Source organism: Sphingomonas psychrolutea (assembly GCF_014636175.1).
In the GTDB taxonomy this organism is placed as follows: Bacteria; Pseudomonadota; Alphaproteobacteria; order Sphingomonadales; family Sphingomonadaceae; genus Sphingomonas; species Sphingomonas psychrolutea.
Genome location: NZ_BMDW01000002.1, coordinates 39,787 through 59,588, shown reverse-complemented (window position 1 = coordinate 59,588; position 19,802 = coordinate 39,787). Strand labels below are relative to the sequence as shown.

Annotated in this window: 13 protein-coding genes; 6 read left to right on the top strand and 7 right to left on the bottom strand. The window is 63.4% G+C overall.

Features of this window, described 5'->3' with window-relative positions; genetic code table 11:
• Positions 1–39 precede the first annotated feature (39 nt).
• Both acs and IEV62_RS01795 read left to right on the top strand, forming a co-directional pair.
• The gene (gene acs / locus IEV62_RS01800; protein WP_188445068.1) at positions 40–2,001 is read left to right on the top strand and encodes an acetate--CoA ligase; all 1,962 of its coding nucleotides are present in this window, start codon (positions 40–42) and stop codon (positions 1,999–2,001) included.
• Positions 1,998–2,633, top strand: a complete 636-nt coding sequence (locus IEV62_RS01795; protein WP_188445067.1) for a response regulator transcription factor — start codon at positions 1,998–2,000, stop codon at positions 2,631–2,633. Before acs ends, IEV62_RS01795 begins: the two co-directional genes overlap by 4 nt.
• Here IEV62_RS01795 and IEV62_RS18400 read toward each other — a convergent pair.
• The 3 genes from IEV62_RS18400 to IEV62_RS01780 form a co-directional block, all read right to left on the bottom strand.
• On the bottom strand, positions 2,630–4,273 hold the full coding sequence (locus IEV62_RS18400; RefSeq protein ID WP_373868535.1) for a PAS-domain containing protein: 1,644 nt from the start codon (positions 4,271–4,273) through the stop codon (positions 2,630–2,632). The genes IEV62_RS01795 and IEV62_RS18400 overlap by 4 nt on opposite strands.
• A gap of 2,117 nt (positions 4,274–6,390) precedes the next feature.
• Complete coding sequence (locus IEV62_RS01785) at positions 6,391–7,248, bottom strand: serine hydrolase domain-containing protein (RefSeq protein WP_188445065.1); 858 nt, start codon at positions 7,246–7,248, stop codon at positions 6,391–6,393.
• 31 nt (positions 7,249–7,279) lie between these two features.
• A complete protein-coding gene (locus tag IEV62_RS01780; protein WP_188445064.1) occupies positions 7,280–8,611 on the bottom strand; it encodes an MFS transporter in 1,332 nt (443 codons plus the stop codon).
• Positions 8,612–8,747: 136 nt separating this feature from the next.
• Between IEV62_RS01780 and IEV62_RS01775 the strand changes: the two genes are divergently transcribed.
• The 4 genes from IEV62_RS01775 (at position 8,748) to IEV62_RS01760 (ending at position 15,700) form a co-directional block, all read left to right on the top strand.
• Positions 8,748–9,866 carry a glycoside hydrolase family 68 protein gene (locus tag IEV62_RS01775; protein ID WP_188445063.1) on the top strand — a complete coding sequence of 373 codons (1,119 nt, stop codon included), beginning with the start codon at positions 8,748–8,750 and terminating at the stop codon, positions 9,864–9,866.
• Positions 9,867–9,920: 54 nt separating this feature from the next.
• Positions 9,921–10,964: a LacI family DNA-binding transcriptional regulator gene (locus IEV62_RS01770; RefSeq protein WP_229732755.1), complete on the top strand. Its 1,044-nt coding sequence runs from the start codon at positions 9,921–9,923 to the stop codon at positions 10,962–10,964.
• A 123-nt stretch (positions 10,965–11,087) separates the two neighbouring features.
• Positions 11,088–13,637, top strand: a complete 2,550-nt coding sequence (locus IEV62_RS01765; protein WP_188445062.1) for a TonB-dependent receptor domain-containing protein — start codon at positions 11,088–11,090, stop codon at positions 13,635–13,637.
• Between the two features lie 17 nt (positions 13,638–13,654).
• Positions 13,655–15,700, top strand: coding sequence for a hypothetical protein (locus IEV62_RS01760; protein WP_188445061.1), 2,046 nt, complete (start codon positions 13,655–13,657; stop codon positions 15,698–15,700).
• Here IEV62_RS01760 and IEV62_RS01755 read toward each other — a convergent pair.
• The 4 genes from IEV62_RS01755 to IEV62_RS01740 form a co-directional block, all read right to left on the bottom strand.
• Complete coding sequence (locus IEV62_RS01755; RefSeq protein WP_188445060.1) at positions 15,675–16,349, bottom strand: DUF6445 family protein; 675 nt, start codon at positions 16,347–16,349, stop codon at positions 15,675–15,677. The two genes, IEV62_RS01760 and IEV62_RS01755, sit on opposite strands and share 26 nt — an antisense overlap.
• A complete protein-coding gene (locus IEV62_RS01750) occupies positions 16,346–17,848 on the bottom strand; it encodes a tryptophan halogenase family protein (RefSeq protein WP_188445059.1) in 1,503 nt (500 codons plus the stop codon). Before IEV62_RS01750 ends, IEV62_RS01755 begins: the two co-directional genes overlap by 4 nt.
• A 113-nt stretch (positions 17,849–17,961) precedes the next feature.
• On the bottom strand, positions 17,962–18,966 hold the full coding sequence (locus IEV62_RS01745; RefSeq protein WP_188445058.1) for an SRPBCC family protein: 1,005 nt from the start codon (positions 18,964–18,966) through the stop codon (positions 17,962–17,964).
• Between the two features lie 83 nt (positions 18,967–19,049).
• The gene (locus IEV62_RS01740; protein ID WP_188445057.1) at positions 19,050–19,592 is read right to left on the bottom strand and encodes a GbsR/MarR family transcriptional regulator; all 543 of its coding nucleotides are present in this window, start codon (positions 19,590–19,592) and stop codon (positions 19,050–19,052) included.
• Positions 19,593–19,802 lie beyond the last annotated feature (210 nt).

Below are 19,802 nucleotides of genomic sequence, written 5' to 3'. Positions count from 1 at the left end.
ACCGTGATTGGCCTAGGATCTCAAAAAAAAGGAACGTCCATGACGACCGAGACCCTGTACCCCGTACCGGCCGAATGGGCGGCGCGCGCCAAGATCGACAGCGCGGGTTATACCAGGCGCACCGAACTGGCGGCGACCGATCCAGATATGTTCTGGCGTGACGAGGCGCAACGGCTCGACTGGATCGCGCCGTTCACGCGCGTTAAGAACACTTCGTTTAACGAAAGCGATTTCGGTATCAAATGGTTCGAGGACGGCACGCTCAACGTCAGCGCGAACTGTATTGACCGGCATGCCGCACGAAACCCCGCAGCGATCGCGATTCTGTGGGAAGGCGACGATCCAGCCGAAAGTCGCGCGATCAGCTATGGCGAGCTGCTTGAGGAAGTGTGCCGTTTCGCCAATGTGCTCAAAGGCCAGGGTATCGCCAAGGGCGACCGTGTCACAATCTATCTGCCGATGATCCCCGAGGCCGCGGTGGCGATGCTAGCCTGCGCTCGGATCGGCGCGATTCATTCGGTCGTGTTCGGTGGGTTCTCGCCCGATAGCCTTGCCAGCCGAATCGAGGACTGCGATTCCAAACTGGTCATTACCGCCGATGAGGGCTGCCGGGGTGGTAAGCGCGTCACGTTGAAGGGCAATGTCGATGCAGCGCTGCGCCACGTGCATTGCGCGGGCGTGACCAGTGTGATCGTGGTCCGTCGTACCGGTGGCGCTATCGCCATGCAGCCGGATCGCGATATCTGGTATCACGACGCGATCGCCGAGGCCGCCGTCGATTGCCCGCCGGAGCCGATGAACGCAGAGGATCCTTTGTTCATCCTCTATACCTCGGGCAGTACCGGCAAGCCCAAGGGCGTCCTGCACACTTCGGGCGGTTATCTGCTATGGGCCGCGATGACGCACGACTATATCTTTGACTATCGTCCGGGGGAGGTATTTTGGTGCGCCGCCGATATCGGCTGGGTGACCGGACACACCTATATCGTGTATGGGGCGCTCGCCAATGGCGCGACGACGCTGATGTTCGAGGGTATTCCAAACTATCCCGATTTCAGCCGGTTCTGGGACATTGTCGATAAGCACCAGGTCAACATTTTCTACGCCGCGCCGACCGCGCTGCGCGCGTTGATGCGCGAAGGCGACACGCCGGTGACGCGCACCAGCCGCGCTTCGCTCCGGCTGCTCGGCAGCGTCGGAGAACCGATCAACCCAGATGCGTGGGAATGGTATCACCGCGTCGTTGGCGAGCGGCGCTGCCCGATCGTCGACACATGGTGGCAGACCGAGACCGGCGGTGCGATGATCTCGCCACTGCCGGGCGCAACCGCCCTAAAGCCCGGTTCGGCCAGTACTCCGCTGTTCGGCGTATTACCGGAAATCGTCGACGCAGACGGCGTTGTGCTCGACGGCGCGGCATCGGGCAACCTCGTCATTGCCGATAGCTGGCCGGGGCAGATGCGCACGATCTGGAATGATCATGCCCGCTTCTTTCAAACCTATTTTACGACGTATCCCGGTAAATATTTTACCGGGGACGGCTGTCGCCGCGATCCCGACGGCTATTACTGGATCACCGGACGCGTCGACGATGTCATCAACGTGTCGGGCCACCGGATGGGGACGGCCGAGGTCGAGAGCGCGCTGGTCGCGCATGGGAAGGTTGCCGAAGCGGCGGTCGTGGGGATGCCCCACGACATTAAGGGCCAGGGCATTTACGCCTTCGTCACGCTCAACGCCCATGAGGTCGGTGATGCCGCGCTGCGCGCAGAGCTCGTCCGCTGGGTCCGCACCGAAATCGGGCCGATCGCGACCCCCGACGCAATCCAGTTTGCACCCGCTCTGCCCAAGACCCGGTCAGGTAAGATCATGCGCCGCATATTGCGCAAGATTGCCGAAGGGGATTTTAGCAGTTTCGGCGACACTTCGACGCTCGCGGACCCCGGCGTGGTCGATGTCCTGGTCGCGGGGCGAGCCGACGCTGTGCCGCTCGCCGCATGATCCCACCAACCATCCTTGTGGCGGACGATCACCCACTATTTCGCGAGGCGCTTAAGCTCGCTGTCTCGCGGGCGGCGCCGGGCGCCGTGATCCTCGAAGCCGGGCAATTGGGGGATGCCGCGAGGATCGCGCGTGACGCGGGGCCGCTCGATCTGATCCTGCTCGATCTGCGTATGCCAGGGGCCGAAGGATTTTCGGGTGTCGCGGTGATGCACGCCGAGAGGCCTGATACGCCGATCCTAGTCGTATCGTCGGCCGATGAGCTCGACGCGGCCCCGCGCGCGCGCGCCTATGGCGCAATCGGTTTTGTGCCGAAGACCGCAGACCTTGGCGCGCTGCAAAACTCGGTCGAGCGTGCGCTTTCGGGCGCTCGTGATCCCGCCGTCCTGTCAGCGATCGACCCCGAACTCGAGCAGATGGCCGATAAGATCGCCGCGCTGACACCGGCTGAAATCCGCGTGTTACTGGGCGTGCTGCGCGGTCAGCTCAACAAGCAAATCGCGTTCGACCTCAAGATCTCGGAAGCGACGGTCAAGGGCCACATGACGGTGATTATGCGCAAGATGAACGTCAGCAACCGCACCCAGGCGGTCCTCGCCGCGCGCGCGCTTGATATCCAGCTGCCCGATTAAAGCGGCGTTGGCGGCGCGCCTGCATCCGTGCGCGCGGCTGTCTGTAACCATTGCCACAACTGCGGCGGATCGACCGGTTTGGGCAGCAGGGTAACGCCCGACGCACCAAACCGAACATCGTCCCGAATACGGTTGTCGGCCGTTATCAGCGCGATCGCCAACCCAGGATGCGCTCGGCGCAGCGCTTCGGCGACGTCGAGCCCGTCGCGGCCATTGCCCAAATGGAAGTCGATCAACCCCGCCGCCGGACGCGCCGCCGACGCTCGCGCGATCGCCGCATTCGCCGTCGCGGTCAGCCATGGTATGCAGCCGCGGGCTCGGAGCGCGACGCCGAGCGCCTCCAGCACAAGCGGATCATCATCGAGGCACAGGATGTTCAGCCCGGTGATATCGACTTTGGGCTGTGGATCGGGCGAGGGCCGAGATACCCGGATCGCTCTTGCGCCTGCTGCAATCGGGATCGACACCGCGAAGGTTGACCCGCGACCGACCGCCGATCGCAGCGACAGGGAAACCCCGAGCAAACGTGCAGTGCGTTCGACGATGGCCAGCCCGAGCCCGACGCCCCCGCCGCCGCTGCCGGGCGTCTCGAGCCGTTCAAACTCGCGAAAAATTCGCATCTGATCATGTGCCGCAATTCCAGGCCCGGTGTCGCGCACTTCGATCAGCACGTCATGGCCGCGGCGGCGGGATCCGATCCACACCCGTCCGGAGGCCGTATGGCGAACCGCGTTCGACAGGAAATTCTGCAAGATCGAACGGAGCAGCAATCGGTCGGTCTGAACCACGAAATGTGCGGGATGTGCATGAAGCGTAAGCGCGCGCTCCGTGGCCGAAGGCGTGAACTCCGCCACCAATTCGTCGATCAGTGTGTCCAAGTCGAACCGGGCAGGTCGTGGGACGATTCCGCCAGAATCCAGCCGCGACACATCCAGCAACGCCCGTAGCAGACCATCTGCCGATTCGATCGCGCGGTCGATATTGCGGACGAGCGGCCAATTGGGATCGCCCGCCGCGACGTCGAGCGCTGAGCAAAACAGTCGCGCTGCATGGAGTGGCTGCAGCAGATCATGGCTCGCAGCGGCGAGGAACCGCGTCTTGTCGCGTGTCGCGGCTTCTGCGAAGGTTTTCGCCTCGGCAAGCGCTATATTGATCGTCTCAAGGTCTCGTGTCCGCGCCTCGACGCGGGATTCGAGTTCAGCCTGGGCATTTTTTTCGGTCGTTATATCGGTGAAACTCATCACATAGCCCGCACCGGGCATCGAACGGCCAACCGTTTTGATCCATCGGCCCGACGGGCGCTGGCGCTCAAAGCTGTGGGCCGTGCCCCGCCGCATGTGCGCTAACCGCCGCTCGACATGCTGCTCAACCTCGCCTGGCCCACACTCGCCGCGCTCCGCATTATAACGAATGAGATCGGCGACGGGTCGGCCGACGACGACATAATCCTCTGGATAGTCGAACATTTCGAGATATTGTGGATTCCACGCGACGAGCCGCAAATTGGCGTCGATGACACTCACCCCCGGATCGATTGCCGCTAACGTACCCGACAACAACGTGCGCGAGAATTGCAGGCTCTGTCCGCTATGGTCGAGCAGCCGCACCACATCGCCGACATCAAGCGCGGCGCCCGCCATGGTGGAAGTCACGATCAGCCGTGCCGACGATCCGCCTATCACACTGGCGATCAGACGCTCGGCAAGCCGTGCCGCAGGCCCCCCGATCGGTGCCTCCGGGTCACCGGGTGCGTTTGGGCCGGTGCGCATCCCGTCAAAGCTTTCGGCCGCTTGCGCCTCTCCAACAAACCGCGCGACCAGCGCTTTGAGCTGGCCCATCGTCGCGACGGAGCCGAAGCTGCCTTCAATTGCGGCCGGTGCGACGGTCGAATGGCGTGGTACGACGAAGCGGAAGAGGAGCATTAGGCCGACATTGAGGCCGATGCTCCAGACGCAGCCGTTGACGAGTGGCGATCCCAGATCGACGCGTCCAAGTGCCTGCGGGTCGAGCAGGCCACTGCTGGCCTCGGAAAAAACAATCCCGATGCAATTGCCACCGATGGACGGCAAGAACAGGCAATAGGTCCAGCACAATAAGCCGCCGATCAGACCGGCGCGCGCAGCCCGCGCATCGTTGAAGTGGAAGCTTACACTTCCAATCATGGCCGGTGCGAATTGCGCGACGCCGGCAAACGCTATCAGCCCAATCGAGGCGAGCGAGTGCCCGGATTCACTTTCCTGACCATACCACAACGCCGTCGCGATGATCGCGATGATGATGGTGCGGCGTGCGCCGAGCATCAAGCGCCCGACATCGGCCTCACCGCTCGACGGCCTGATCCGCAGCAGCAGCGGTGCCAGCAAGTCGTTCGTTGCCATCGTCGACAAAGCGATGGTTTCCGCAATAACCATCGCCGTAGCGGCGGAAAATCCGCCGATAAACGCCAACAGGGCAATCGTCCGATTACCATATACCAGCGGCAGATTGAGCACGATGAGATCAGGCGCGGCGCCGGCGGGTAACACCGTTAAGCCGGCCAGCGCCAATGGCAGGACAAGAATCGAGATAGCGAGAAAATAGAAAATCAGCGGCCAACGAGCCGAACGCATCGGGTTGTCGCCGGTCGCTTGGATGACACCGACATAGAATTGCCGCGGCAAGCAAAAGAAGGCGATGGCCGACAACAGCGTTTGCACGGCGAACTCGGGCGACAGGTCTCCGGGCCGGAAATGCGCCAGCAGCATTCCCGAACCGCGTGCCTGCATTATCGGCGGTGCGTGGCTGAACACGATCACGGCAAAGATTCCGAGCGCGGTAAAGCTCACCAGTTTGACCACTGATTCGCCGGCGATAAGCGCGACCAATCCCTGATTTCGCCCGGCCACTTCGTACCGCCTCGCGCCGAAACTGATTGCGAAAATGCAGAGCAGTGCGGCCGTCATCGGCCCGACCCAGACTGCATGTTCAAGTCCGACCAAAGCAGCGAAGCTGGCGGAAACCGAACGCAATTGCAGCGCAATGTAGGGAAGCGCGGCGAGCAACGCGAAACCCGCCACGATCGCGGCGATGCTGCGGCTCCGTCCATAGCATGCTGCTATGAAATCGGCGATCGACGTGGACCCCGCTTCACGTGAAAGTTTCACAACCCGGTCGAATAAGCCTGGCGCAATCAAAAACAGCAGAACCGGGCCAAGGTAGATCGACAGATAGGTCCAACCGGTCGTTGCGGCCGTGCCGACCCCGCCGAAAAATGTCCAACTACTACAATAGACGGCTAGCGACATCGGATAGGCGAGGCGACCAAGCCCCGACGGCATGCCACGACGATCGAACCAATACGCAATCGCAAACAGCACCGCACCATAAGCAACGATGGCGGTGACTGCGATTAACGTTCCGATCTCACTTTCCTCGCTTTGTCGCTGTCGACTCGGGCCAACGAGTGGTCGCCCCATCTCAGGTATTCAGTAACGAGAATTCGCCAAACTCCTTAGTGTCGGTTTGGTAAATCAGGGACGGGCGTTTCTGCGTAGCATTATGCATGTGCGGGCCGCCATGGGCCCCGTTCGATTGCGCGAGCGCCGAACGGGCATGAGCGAGCAAGGTCATGTCTGCGCGCTGACCCTGAGGAAATCGCAGAGACGCTGAATGCGGAACAGCGTTGTTGATGGTCGACCCCTTAAGGCCACCGCATCTTCGGGCACGAGCGGGTGTCTCCTGGCCGAGATGCCCCTCCGCAGCCGGTCTTCACGCCGCGTCATCCGGAGCGACCTGTCAGCGTGATCCGTGCGAGCCGATCAACGAGTCCATCGCGCCCGATTTCCCCCGAAGTCTGCGCATCACATTTGACCTGATTGTAGCTTAGCGCCAGCGTCACATCGGCATCGGCGAAGTGCACCACCTGCACGCCCCAGAACCCGCCATGCGACCAGCACGGCCGACCGCCAATGACTTTGCTGCGCAGCAACGCCGAGTGGATGTGGCTTGCGTCGCCGATGGATACGGCCGGTGTCATCAGACCGGCGGCGAGCGTTTCAGGATAGGCGAACAGCCCGCCGCGCAGCAGGGCACGCAGGAAACGGACAAGATCCTCTGTCGTCGATACCAGCCCGCCACCACCGAACAGATCAGCGCTCGGCTCGATCCTCGCAACCGGCAAATCGCCAAAATATTGACCGGCACGCGCCAGTCCTTCAGGTGCTGGCTCGACCTTTTCCCAGAAGGTTCGGGTCAGCCCCAGCCGGTCAAAGTCCAGCAACGTCCGCACGGCGGTTGCGAGCGGCAAGCCGGTGATATTTTCGATAAGCTCGCCAATCACGACGTAACCAGTATCTGAATAGGAAAATTGCACCCCCGGCGCGGTCAACGGCGGTCCAAATGTCATTGCGAGCTCGATTTGCTCGGCGCGCGTCCACACATGGCCGGGATCGGCAAGGATTCGCCCGGCATAGTCAGGGTGCGAACCCTGATCGCGCAGGCCCGATGTGTGGGTCGAGGAAGCCGCGAGACCGGCAAGATGCTCGGGTCGAGGCGTGACGGGCCGGCGGTGGTGGTAAATATCCGCTGCAAGACGCGTTCGGCACCACCAAGCGCGTGGCGAGCGCGCTGTCGGCATATTATCCCGAGCTCGATCCCGACCGGCAGGATCAGATCGCCGCTCGAAGCCGCTGTGGCGCCGCAGCACGCCCCACCCGCAGGGTTGCCACCGCCGCCAGCAACAACATCACGCCGCCGAGCATGATGACGTTGCGCGGATCACCGCCAAGCACAGGCGTGTAGAAAAACGGAAGCGTCAGGCTCTCGATCAGCATCGGTACGACGATGAACATGTTGAAGATGCCCATATAGATCCCGGTGCGTTCGGGCGGGATGCAGTCGGCGAGCATGATGTACGGCGTGCCCATCAGGCTCGCCCAGCCGAGCCCGATCCCGAGCATCGGTAAATAGCAATATGCTTCGCTGCCGATCGACGGCAGCACCAGCATCGCGCCGCCCGCCGCGATCATCGCGGCGGCATGGACCGGGCCAGCGCCGAGCCGCCGGATCAGCGGCACCAGCGCCAGCGCCGCGAAGAAGGCGATCGCGTTGTAGAACCCGCCGAGCCGCCCGTTGACCAAGGCCGCGTCGCGCACCGCCGCCGTGCTGATGCTCTCGTGCAGCGCGTGTGCGAGCGACAACACCGCATATTGCCAATAGCAAAACATGCCGAACCACTGGCAGAACATCGCCAGCGCAAGGCGCCGCATCGGCTGCGGCATGTCGCGCACCGCTTCGGTAAAGTCGCGCCAGGTGGTGCGGATTGAAACCGCGTGTTCGCGCATTTGCGCAAGTTGCGCGGCGGTGAGCGGCAGTTCGCGCACGCGCCACACCGACCACAGGATCGTGCTCAGCGACAGCACCGCGCCGATCGCGAAGGCGAGCCGCGTGGTATCGGGAATGCCGTTGATATCGACCGCATCGGGGTTGATGCCGATCCACACGAAGATCGACGGGACGAGATATGCAAGCGTCTGGGCAAGACCAGTAAACGCGCTTTGCGTCAGGAATCCGAGCGGTCGCTGTGTGACGTCGAGCCGATCGCCGACATAGGCGCGGTACGGCTCCATCGTGATATTGTTGGCGGCATCGAGCAGCCATAACAAGCTTGCCGCAACCCACAGCGCGGGACTGTACGGCATCGCAAACAGCGCGATGCTGCACAACACCGCGCCGGTCAGGAAATAGGGCGTGCGGCGGCCGATCCGCGTGACGGTACGGTCGCTGAGCGCGCCGACGATCGGCTGGATCAACAAGCCGGTGATCGGCCCGGCTAGCCACAGCAATGGCATGCTCGCCTCACTCGCGCCCAGGAAGCTGTAGATTGGCCCCATATTGGCCTGTTGCAGACCGAAACTGAATTGCAGCCCGAGGAATCCCAGATTCATCTGCAGAATTCGGCCGAGGCTGAGCCTGGGTTTGGGCGCGGGATCTGCTGGCATGCTCTCTCCTCGCGGCGGGGTTTCGGCCAGCCTGCGCGACAGTGCTAGCACGACGGCTTTTGTCATTGCAAAGGTTTGCAACGTGTCTATTCGTGGCGCATTCGTCCCCTCTTTGCGTGAGCAGGCCATCGCAACCATGATCCCGTTTCCGTGGCTGCCCGATCATGTCGCGACAATAAACCCTGATGCGATGGCGGTCGCGCCGGGGTTTACAGCGGCAGTGGTGCCCGATGTTCTGCCTGGGTTCGAGGTATGGGATCATTGGCCGGTGCTGACGACCGCCGGCGCGCTGGCCGAGAGTGCGGGTGGCCTGCTGGTGATCGCGTTGGTCGCACCCGCATCGCCCGATCCCGAGGATCGGCACGGAGTCGCGCGCCTGCGCCTGTTTCACCGTACCCAAGCCGGGTGGCGTGATCTGGGGCCGGTTTTTCGGGAGGACGATGCGCCCGGCAGTCGGCAATGGTCGGGTTCTGCCGTGCTGAGCGATTCAGCCGATGCGGTGCGGTTGTTCTTTACCGGCGTCGGTATGCGGGGCGAGCATTTTCCGAGCGTCACGCAGCGATTATTCGAGGCCTCCGCGTCGCTGTCCGTAATCGACGACACGCCGCAGCTCGGTGCGTGGAGCACGCCGGTCGAATGCGTCCGCCCCGATGGCGTTTGCTATGAGACCGACATGACAGGGGCCGCTGCGATCGGAACGATCAAGGCCTTTCGCGATCCCTTCTTCTTTCGCGATTGCGGTGGCGAGGATTGGCTGTTGTTTACCGCATCGGACGCTAGCGCGGTATCGCCGTGGAATGGCATCGTCGGCGCCGCCCGCCGAGGTGACGGCGGCTGGTTGCTGCAACCGCCGATTGTATCGGCTGCGGGGCTGAATAACGAGCTCGAACGGCCGCACGTTGTCGCGCATAGTGGATCCGTCTATCTGTTCTGGTCGACCCAAGCGAAAGTCTTCGCGCCCGCCGGGCCAGTCGGGCCGACCGGCCTGTACGGCTTGGTTGCAGAGCGCTGGGGCGCGCCGTGGCGGCCGATCAACGGATCGGGGCTCGTTTTCGCCAACCCGCCGAGTGCCCCCTTGCAGGCGTACAGTTTTCAGGTCCTGCCCGATCTGTCGGTGTGGAGCTTCGCTGATATGCCAAAGCGTCGGGAACCACCGCAGGGCGTCGGCGAACGTCGCGCGGCTTTCGTCGGGGGCCCCGCACCCGTCCTCCATCTGCTGCTCGATGGTGCGACCGCCAGGCTGGCGCAGCGATGAGTGCGCGTGGCGACCTTGTTGCGCTTGCCTTCAGTCAGTCTATCGTGAGCAGCTATGGGGGATTTTGAAGATCGCATGACCGGTGAGGGGCAGGCACCGGTCGTCCGCGTCCGCAATCTGGTCGATCTGGCCCGGCTCGCGGGCGTCTCGGCGGGAACCGTGTCGCGTGCGCTTGCTGGCAATCCGCTCGTCAATGTCCAAACCCGCGAGAAGATCGAGGCGATCGCGCGCGAACATGATTTCCGCCCGAACCAGATGGCAAGTCGGCTGCGGACCAAGCGGACCGGCTTGATCGGTGTTGTCATCCCGCTCGGTCACGAACGCCGCCAGCACCTTTCCGACCCATTCTTCATGACGATGCTGGGCCAGCTTGCCGACCTGATTACCGAAAATGGCTATGACATTCTGCTGTCGCGCGTGATCCCTGAATCGCCCGACTGGCTGACGCGGATTGTCGAATCGGGCATGCTCGACGGGGTGCTGATGATCGGCCAGTCGGACCAGTTCGACGCCATCGAACAGACCGCCGGTCGGTACCGCCCGCTCGTTGCATGGGGGCATCATCGCGCTGGACAGGTCCATTGCACCGTCGGCATGGACAATGCGGCGGGCGGGCGGCTCGCGGCGGAGCATCTGATCGGTCGCGGCGCGCGACGCCTTGCCTTTCTGGGCGATGTCGGCGCACCCGAGATCGCTGCGCGCCATGCCGGATTCGCGGCGGCCGCGGTCAGCGCGGGGCTTCGCGTCGCGTTGCTTCCAACGCACCTCGCCGTCGATGAGATGGAGGCCGATATCAGCCATCATGCCGGTTTGATCGACGGGCAGTTCGACGGCGTGTTTGCCGCATCGGACATGATCGCGATGCGGACGCTGCGCGCGCTGGCCGATCGCGCCGTCGCCGTGCCGGATCGAGTCGCGGTCGTCGGGTTCGACGATTTGCCGCTTGCCAGCCAGACCGTGCCACGCCTCACCACCGTGCGACAGGACATCGCGCCGGGGGCGGCAGCAATGGTCGATACGCTGTTCCGGCGCATGGCAGGCGCGGATACGCCCTCGACGATCATGCAACCGACACTGATCGTCCGCGATTCCGCTTGATCCGACGAGCCTGACGCACAGCTGAAACAATCGATTGCAACGGCACTGCAATCGATTTAAACACGCTCTCAGCGCAACCGCTTTTCAAGGCGGTGCAGCCATAAAATTACCTTGGGAGGGTTTATGAACTCGCGGATCACCATTCGGGCCGTATTGCTGGCCGGATCAGCCTGCTTCGCGTTGCCGGCCTTTGCGCAGAGCGCGCCCCCTGCCGATCCGGCGACGGCTACGCCCGATGCCGCCATGGTGCCGGTCGCGGCGCAGGAGACTCCCGATATCGTGGTGACCGGCCAGACGACGCGCAATCGCCCGCTCATCACCTCGTCTGCCGACATCACTTTCGCCACCGCCGAAGATATCGCCCGCAAGGCACCGCGCTCGACCGCCGATCTGCTCGAGCTGGTGCCGGGCATCTTCGTCGAGGGTACGGCGGGGGAGCTGTCGAACAATTATTCGGTGCGCGGCCTGCAGGGTGGCGGGCAGCGTTTCATTCAGCTCGAAGAGGACGGCCTGCCGATCATCTATGGCGGCGGCGGGGCGGATTTCTTCTTTTCCAACGACATCACGATCGACCGGCTGGAAGCAGTCAAGGGCGGGTCGTCGGGCGTGCTGACGGTCAACGGTGCGGGCGCGACGATTAATTTCCTGTCGCGCACCCCCAATTTCACCAAATCCGAAGGGCTTGCGCGCTTTACGGCGTACAATTACGGGCAGCGGCGCGGCGATTTCTATTATTCCGCGCCGATCAGCGACAAGCTCGCCTTCAACATCGGTGGTTATATCCAGACCAATCCGGGCGTGCGCCAAAATCCGTTCAACTATGACGGCTATCGCCTGAAGGCGATGCTCGAATATCGCTTCGACGGGGGTGGCTATGTGCGGCTGACCGGCAAGATCGGCGACATCAAGGCGGCCTATTACGCCGATCAGCCTTATGCCTATAACAATGGCACGCCGAGCAGCATCACCGGGCTCGACACGCAGTTTGGCAATGTCGGCGGCACGGCTTTTTCCCGCATTTCGGTGCCGGTATCGACCTTTGTCGAGGCCGACGGCTTCCGCGATTTCCGCTACGATCAGGGCGTCCGCGTCAAGACCAAGCAGATCCGGCTCGATTTTGAAAAGCCGCTGACCGATACGATCGACCTGTTCGCTCGCGCGCGCTATCTGGGGCTGACCGATGATTTCAACGGGCTGTTTCCGGGATCCGGTACGGGTAATGCCGGGTTGGCCAGCGCGGTCGATTATCTGACGCCGGGTGCCGCGTCGCCGATCGGCGGGCTGCTGGCAGCAGGGCAAGCGGTATTCCCGACGACTGTTCGCTTTGGCATCCGCAACTTGCGCACCGGGACGGTGACCGGGTCGAACCAGACGGGCGTGCTCAACGCGCTCAACGGCAACGGCTTCCTGCAGCAAACCACGCTCAACCATGATTTCCAGTCGGGGCATGATTTCGGATCGAACTTCGGCGCACGCTGGGAATATAAGGGCGGCGGCTTTACCAACTCGCTGACCGCCGGTATTCTCTATTACGATGTCAGCCGTTTCCAGAACCAGTCGGCAACGTCAGCCGTCGTTAACGACGTCAAGACCAATAGCGATATTTACGACATCGTCGCGCTAAACGCCGCGAACAACGTCATCGGCACGCTGACCGACACTGGCCAGATTTCGTACGGCAATTGGGGTGCGGGCATCCGGCAGAGCAAGGACAGTTCGGTCTCGATCTATGCCAATGACGAGGTTTCGATTGGCGATCATCTCCATATCGACGGCGGTCTGCGCTGGGAAAGCGACAGCGCGGAATTTTACGATGGCAATAGCGCGGCGGTAAACCAGCCGGTGCAGCCAGGGTTGATCAACGCAGCCGTGGTGCCGACGGTGGGGTCGACCTTCAACGGCACCTATACGGTCACCAAGAAGACGCAGCGCAAGCTCGCCTGGACGATCGGCGCGAACTATCTTTTCACCCCTAATCTATCGGTCTATGCCCGCTATGCCGATGGCTTCCAGACCAATGGCGTCAATCCGACCACCGGAATCGAGCTGTATGAAGCCGGGATACGCTACAGATACCGCCGCCTGATCGATGCGACGGTGACGGTGTTCCGCACCAATTTCCGCGATCAATTCTATAACTTTATCGATCCGGTGAACCCGACGATCCAGACCACGTTCCTTGCCGATCTGGGCACCACCGGCGTCGAGGTCGATGCCCTAATCCGTCCGATCAGCTGGTTCGCGGTCGATCTTTCGGGCGTTTTCCAAAAGCCGAAGCTCAATAATTTGCGACTGAACGGCGTGGCGCAGCCGACGTTCGACGGCAACCGCCCGGAACGCACGCCGGCGACCTTGATCACGATTACGCCAACCGTCACGCTGCCGCACAAACTTGGCGAAGTGTATGGACGCTACAAATATATCGGCAATATTTTCGCGGATTCGGGCAATGGCGTATCACTGCCGGCGTACGGCGTTACCAGTCTGGGCGTGAACCTTAACGTGACCGAGCGGCTGCAGGTGGGCTTCAACGCCGACAATGTGTTCGACGTGGTCGGCCTGACCGAAGGCAATCCGCGCCAGGGCCAGACGCAAAATGCGGCGTCGGGGTTCTTCTATGCACGCGGCATCGCCGGGCCCACCTATGGCGGATCGGTGACACTGAAATTCTGACGCCCGAAGGACAGCAGATGGCGCGCGCGCTGAGACTCGCCACCGTCACCGTGGTGGCGGCACTTTCATTCGGCGCGGCACCGGTGCCGAAGACGGAACTCGGCTATCGGCTGGTCGAGGGGAAGAATCTCAACGCCTTCGTCCGGGACGGCAAGGTGGCGGCGCATCTGCTGCTGCGCTCGGGACGCGAGCCGCGCATCCTGGTCGCGTTTCCGGCGGGCAATAGTGGGGTGGGCCTGTGGTTCGCGCCGCTCGAGCGTGCGGCGACCTGGACGATCGAACGTATGCCGACCCCGCTGACGAACGCCGCCGGCACGAAGCATGGCATTACGACCGTCGCCAGCATCGATGCGGCACGGCTGACGCCGGAGCGGGCGGTATTGTCCAACGTGCGCTATCTGCGTGACTATCAGGCGGTCGGTCGCTTTCCGCCCGAGGTCGCCGCCGAAGCGCAGTATGGCCGCGACACGATCCGTTATGCGCGCAAGCGACTGGATGGCTCGCCGGGGTACGAACTGAGCGTGCGCGTGATCGAGGGCCGGATCGACGGGAGCTCGATCGTCGCGGGGCGGAGCGGTCGCATCCGGATCGAAATTATCGCGCTGACCGGCGATGCACCCTTGACCCCGCTCCCGCTCGGCCAATTGCTCAACGCGCGCGCCGCGCCCGATCCCGCCGCGCGGAATGCGCTTGCGTTCCTCAGCTACCGGGAGAAATTCCTGGCGGGTTCGTGGCGCTTCGACACCTATTTCGGACGCGATACGCTGATGTCGGTGCGCTTGCTAATGCCGGTGCTGCAGCCGGCGGCGGTCGAGGCGGGGCTGGGGTCGGTATTCGCGCGACTTTCACCCGGCGGCGAGGTCGCGCATGAAGAGGGCGTCGGCGAGTTCGCGGTGCTGCAGAACCGGAAGGCTGGTGGCTCCGGCGACGGGGCCGAACTCGATTACGGCATGATCGACGATGATTACATGCTCGCCCCGATCGTTGCCCACTATCTTGACGGGCCGGGCAAGGCGCGCACCGCGGCGTTCCTCGCCACCCGGCTTGAGAGTGCGGCACGCCCGGGCGAGCGCGATGCCGTTGGTACGCTGCTGGTGCGAAACCTGCGCTTTGTGTTGCGCCAGGCGCGTGGCTTTGCCGAAGCGCCCTCGGTTACCACGCTGATCGCGATCAAGCCGGGACGGATGTCGGGCGAATGGCGCGACAGCGACGAGGGGCTTGGCCGCGGTATCTACCCCTATGATGTGAACGCAGCGCTGGTGCCCGCGGCACTCGCCGCCGCCGACCGGCTCTATCGCTCGGGTCGCCTGGACCCGTACGTAACGGCCGAGGACCGCGCAGCCTTGGCGGGTGCCGCCAGCATGGCCACGACTTGGCAAAACAAGGCCCCGCCTCTGTTCCGCGTCGAGCTTGCAGCCCGGCAAGCGGCAAGCGCGATCACCGCCTATGCCGCAACCTTGGGCGTGCCTGCCGCGTCTGCGGTTGCTTCGCTTGGCGGCACGCCGCTTAGCTTTCACGCGCTGTCGATCAATGCGGGCGGACAGCCGGTGCCGATCCTCAACTCGGACGAGGGCTTTGCGCTGCTGTTCGGCAACCCCGCCCCCGCGGAACTCGACCGCGATGTCGCGGCGATGATGCGCCCGTTTCCAGCCGGATTGATGACCGATGCCGGGCTGGTCGTGGCCAATGCCGCCTTTGCCGGGCCGCAAGCGCAGGCGCGCTTCACGCCAGGGGCGTATCACGGCGCGGTGATCTGGTCGTGGCAGCAGGCGCTGCTCGCCGCCGGTTTGGAGCGCCAGCTTGCAAGGCGGGACCTGCCAGCGCCGGTCCGCGCGCGGTTGGTCTCGGCGCAGGCCGCTTTGTGGCGCGTGATCGGTGCGACGCGCGGCCTGCAAAGCTCCGAACTATGGTCTTGGCGATATGCAAACGGCCGGTATCAGACTGTCGCGTTCGGCGCGGGGAAGGCCGATGTCGACGAATCGAACGCCGCGCAATTGTGGAGCACGGTGTATCTGGCGGTGCGGCCACCGGCGGCCGTTAGCGCGCGGCGAAAAAGCCGGTAACGGTCAGGCGTCCGATCAAGGGATCGGCGGAGAGCGGTCTGCCTGGCGCGATGTCGCCGGAGTGAAGCAGCCGCCCGCGATAGACCAAGGCGCGGTTGGGGCGACCCTCGAAGCGCGCGATCCGCTCGAAGATCGGCGTGTCGCCATTTGGAAAAGCAAACGGCGGCGGGCCATGCCGCCGTATATCTTCGTTGAGCGCGGCGAAATAGGTCGTGCTGCGGTTCTGATCGATCGTCTCGTAACCAGTGCCGCGATGGCGGTAAAAGGCCGTGCCGTCTTCCTTGTCAGCGCCCAGAAAATGCACGAGCGCCAGCCGTCCCGGCTCCAGCGCATCGACATGCGGCAGGCGTTGTTCGACCGACAGCGACGCGGGCGGCGCGATGACCATCGACCAGCGCAAATCGAGCACCGAAACCGCTTCGCTTACGCCGAACACGTCGCGGAAGACCGCACCGAGCAAGGGGCGCACGCCAGCCAGATAGTCGGGCGGAAGTTCACCGCGGATGCCGGGATAATGTTCGCCCGCAACCGCGAACACGGCAGTCCGCGCCGCTTTTCGCAATGCCGTAGGGTCGGGCGCGAAATTCTCGATGGCCGCGACGGGTTCCTGCTCATTCCCGATCCGGTGGACCGTGACGCTCGCCGTCACGCCACCGCGCGCCCGATCAGGGCGGCGATCACGGCGTCATGCTTCGGCAACGTCGGCGCGGCGCGCGCGATGATCGCGGCGAGCTGATCGAGCTGATGGCGATTTGCCGCTGCATCCAGCGTATCGGCAATCGGGCTGTGATCGGCGGCGACGATGCCCTGGCCGTTGAGCACCGCGAGCCAGCTCGCCTCGCGGAATAGCGCGTCGCTCGACAGCATCAGGCGACCCGAGCGGCGGTATTGCGCTTCTTTTTCGATCAGGCTGTCGGGCAATGTCATCGTGCGGGTATACTCCCACAACGGTGCCGTGTGGCCCTTCGTCGCGTGGTAATGCAGGATCAGGAAGTCCTTGATGTCGTCCATGTCGCGTCCGAACAGATCGTTGAACTGGCGGGCGAGGGCGGGATCACAATCGCTGTTGGGGAAGAGCGCGATGAGCTTGGCGATGCCGCTCTGGATAAGGTGGATGCTGGTCGATTCAAGCGGTTCGAGGAACCCCGACGATAGCCCGATCGCGACGACGTTTTTGACCCAGGTTTCGCGCCGGAACCCCGCCTTGAAACGCAGTTGCCGCGGCTCGGCGAGCGCTTCGCCGTCGAGATTGGCAAGCAACGTGGCTACCGCCTCGTCGTCGGAGATGAAACTGCTCGAATAGACATAGCCGTTGCCGGTGCGGTGCTGCAGCGGGATGCGCCACTGCCATCCGGCGGATCGCACAGTCGAGCGGGTGAAGGGCGTGGTTTCGGCGGCGCGCACGCACGGCACCGCGACGGCGCGGTCGCATGGCAGCCAGTGTGACCAATCTTCAAATTTTGCGCCCAGTTCGTCGCCGATCAGCACGCTGCGAAAGCCCGAGCAATCGATAAACAGATCGCCCGCGAGCCGCTTGCCGCGGTCGGTGGTGAGCGCAGTGACGAAGCCGGTGGCGGGGTCGCGCTCCACCAATCCCAGCTGACCCTCATGCCGAACCACGCCGCTCGCCTCGGCCAGGCCGCGCAAATGCGCCGCGTAGAGCGATGCGTCGAAATGATAGGCATAGCCAAGCGTCGACAGGATCGAACCGGGATCGCTGGACGGCTTGGCAAAGCGGTTTGCCGCAGCGAGTTGGGTGGCCAGCGAAAAGGCGGAGAGCGGTGCGGTGCCGCCGTCGCTTGCCCCCTTCAGCCAGCATTGGTGGAACGGCACGTGCCCGAAATCCACACCGTAACGCCCGAACGGATGGAAATAGCGGTGGCCGGGCCGCGCCCAATCGACGAATTCGATACCGAGCTTGAAGCTTGCCTTGGTCGCGCGGACGAACTCGGCTTCGTCGAGGCCGATCAGATCGTTGAACCAGTGGATCGTCGGGATTGTCGCCTCGCCCACCCCGACCGTGCCGATCGCGTCGGATTCGAGCAGGTCGATCGCCACCGTCGGGCCAAGGGTCTTGGAAAGCGCAGTTGCGGTCATCCACCCTGCAGTGCCCCCGCCCAGGATCACCAGCCGCTCGATCCGCGCCATTTTCTGCCTATCCGCAAGCCTCACCAAGGCAATGATGCAATCCTTTGCAGGTGAACGCAATTGCTAAACCCGGGGCCGGATTTGCTTGGTCGGGATATCCAGATATCCGGGGATCAGCCCTCCGCGGACCCGGCCGCTCGCGCCCGCCCCTTGACCAGCGTCAGCAGATTGTCCTCCAGGTCGCCGAGGAACAGCTCACCCCACAGTTGCGAGTAGCCGTTGACCGGGGTCTGGATCCAATAGCGCGTATGGATGGTGACGCGCGTTCGTCCATCGGGAAGCGGTTGCATCGTATAGCCGCCGGTGGTGACGCGGAAATAGGGGCTGTCGGGCATCAGATGCCGGTCGGTGAATTTCCACCCGTCGATATCGTCAAAGATGAAGCGCCAGCCGATCCGGCGCTCCGGCTGCCACTCGATAACGCGTTCGCGGAAGCGGACATTGTCGCCCCAGTTCGCGCGCCGTTCGGCGCCTACGCCACTGCCGACCAGTTGCGCACCGAGCGGGCGGGGGATGCCGATCACGTCCTCGGAGATATTCCATTGCCCTTCGCCCGGCTGCACGTCGGGGATGCCGCGGAGCAAGGGCCAGATCTTTTCGGGCGTTGCTGCAATCACGGTGCTGCGCGTCACGGTCGCTTCGGTTTGCGGCAAGGGGATGTATGGCTCGACTTGCATCGCCAGCAGCGGCGATAGCAGGAGCGCGCTGCAATAGGTCTTGTCGTTGGAGCCTATGCGGCGGCGCAGCCGGTAAGTCATCTCTGCGCCGATAAGGCCGCTGATCATCCACAGCGGTGACAGGATCAGAACGCAGATGACCCCTTCGCGCAGGATTACCAGCGACGCGACGATCACGACCAGCAACAGCCAGACCGGCACCATCAGATAGGCGCGGCGGGTGCGTTCCTTCCACGGATCGGCGACATAGGCCACGAACGCGGAGATTGCGGCGGGCAAGATCAACAGGAAGGAGAAGCTGATCAGGCCGACGTCGGGCCGCGCGGCCTCCAGCAGGAGGTACACGCCGAGCGCAAAGGCGAGGGCGAAGCCGAACGCGGCGGAGACGCGGATCGTGGCGGCGCGCCGGTCGCGCGTGGGAGGAGAGGCAGTCTCGACCATGACAAACTCCAATGCCTGTTATTTCTGTAAAAAATGAAACAACTGGGCGTAGCTAAGGGGGAGCAATGGGCAGGCACATCGGATCAGCCCTTCTTCGCGCCGGGGATGAAGCGCGCGACCTTGCCGCCGAGCTTCATCAGCGTCACGAGCGTCGATTTCGGGAGCGCCTTGACCTGTTCGTACCAGGTGCCGAGCGTGGAGAGGAATTCGTGCATTCGCACCACGCGATCACGCAGATAGGCGGGGGCTGCGGGATCGGCTTTCAACCGCTCGGACAATTCGGCGAGGAGCGCGATCGTCGGGTCGATCTCACGGCGCTTGCGCTCGGCCACGATCCGCATCAGCATTTCCCAAAGATCGCCCTCGGCGACGAAATGGTCGCGCCGGTCGCCCTCGACATGGACGCGGCGGACAATCGCGTAGCCCTGCAATTCCTTCAGCGCAGTCGAGACGTTGGAGCGGGCAAGGCCGAGCGCCTCGACGATCGCTTCGGCATCAACCGGCTTTTCGGAGAGATAGAGGAGGGCGTGGACTTGCGCGACCGAACGGTTGACGCCCCAATGCGTGCCCATTTCCCCCCAATGCAGGATGAAGGCCTTGGCGTCGGGATGGTCGAGCAGGGTCACGCATAACTCCAATTTCTGTAAAAACAGAAATAACAGGATTCGCTGGGGAGTCAATTGGTCCACTCATACCTCCCAGCCGGGGGGCAGCAGCGCGCCATAAACACCCGTCACCCCGGCCTTCTGCCGGGGTCCATCGTGCCGATAGGATTGCTTTGTCGCTCCCGAACCTCGCCAAGCCGCTTGATGGACCCCGGCTCAAGGCCCGGGGTG

Bases quoted from the DNA above. Each gene is read 5' to 3' on its own strand.
- IEV62_RS01765 (WP_188445062.1), top strand. From the start codon at position 11,088: ATGAACTCGCGGATCACCATTCGGGCCGTATTGCTGGCCGGATCAGCC.
- IEV62_RS01785 (WP_188445065.1), bottom strand. From the start codon at position 7,248: ATGCCGACAGCGCGCTCGCCACGCGCTTGGTGGTGCCGAACGCGTCTT.
- IEV62_RS01770 (WP_229732755.1), top strand. From the start codon at position 9,921: ATGGGGGATTTTGAAGATCGCATGACCGGTGAGGGGCAGGCACCGGTC.
- IEV62_RS01745 (WP_188445058.1), bottom strand. From the start codon at position 18,966: ATGGTCGAGACTGCCTCTCCTCCCACGCGCGACCGGCGCGCCGCCACG.
- IEV62_RS18400 (WP_373868535.1), bottom strand. From the start codon at position 4,273: ATGGCGGGCGCCGCGCTTGATGTCGGCGATGTGGTGCGGCTGCTCGAC.
- IEV62_RS01780 (WP_188445064.1), bottom strand. From the start codon at position 8,611: ATGCCAGCAGATCCCGCGCCCAAACCCAGGCTCAGCCTCGGCCGAATT.
- IEV62_RS01760 (WP_188445061.1), top strand. From the start codon at position 13,655: ATGGCGCGCGCGCTGAGACTCGCCACCGTCACCGTGGTGGCGGCACTT.
- acs (WP_188445068.1), top strand. From the start codon at position 40: ATGACGACCGAGACCCTGTACCCCGTACCGGCCGAATGGGCGGCGCGC.
- IEV62_RS01750 (WP_188445059.1), bottom strand. From the start codon at position 17,848: ATGGCGCGGATCGAGCGGCTGGTGATCCTGGGCGGGGGCACTGCAGGG.
- IEV62_RS01775 (WP_188445063.1), top strand. From the start codon at position 8,748: ATGATCCCGTTTCCGTGGCTGCCCGATCATGTCGCGACAATAAACCCT.
- IEV62_RS01795 (WP_188445067.1), top strand. From the start codon at position 1,998: ATGATCCCACCAACCATCCTTGTGGCGGACGATCACCCACTATTTCGC.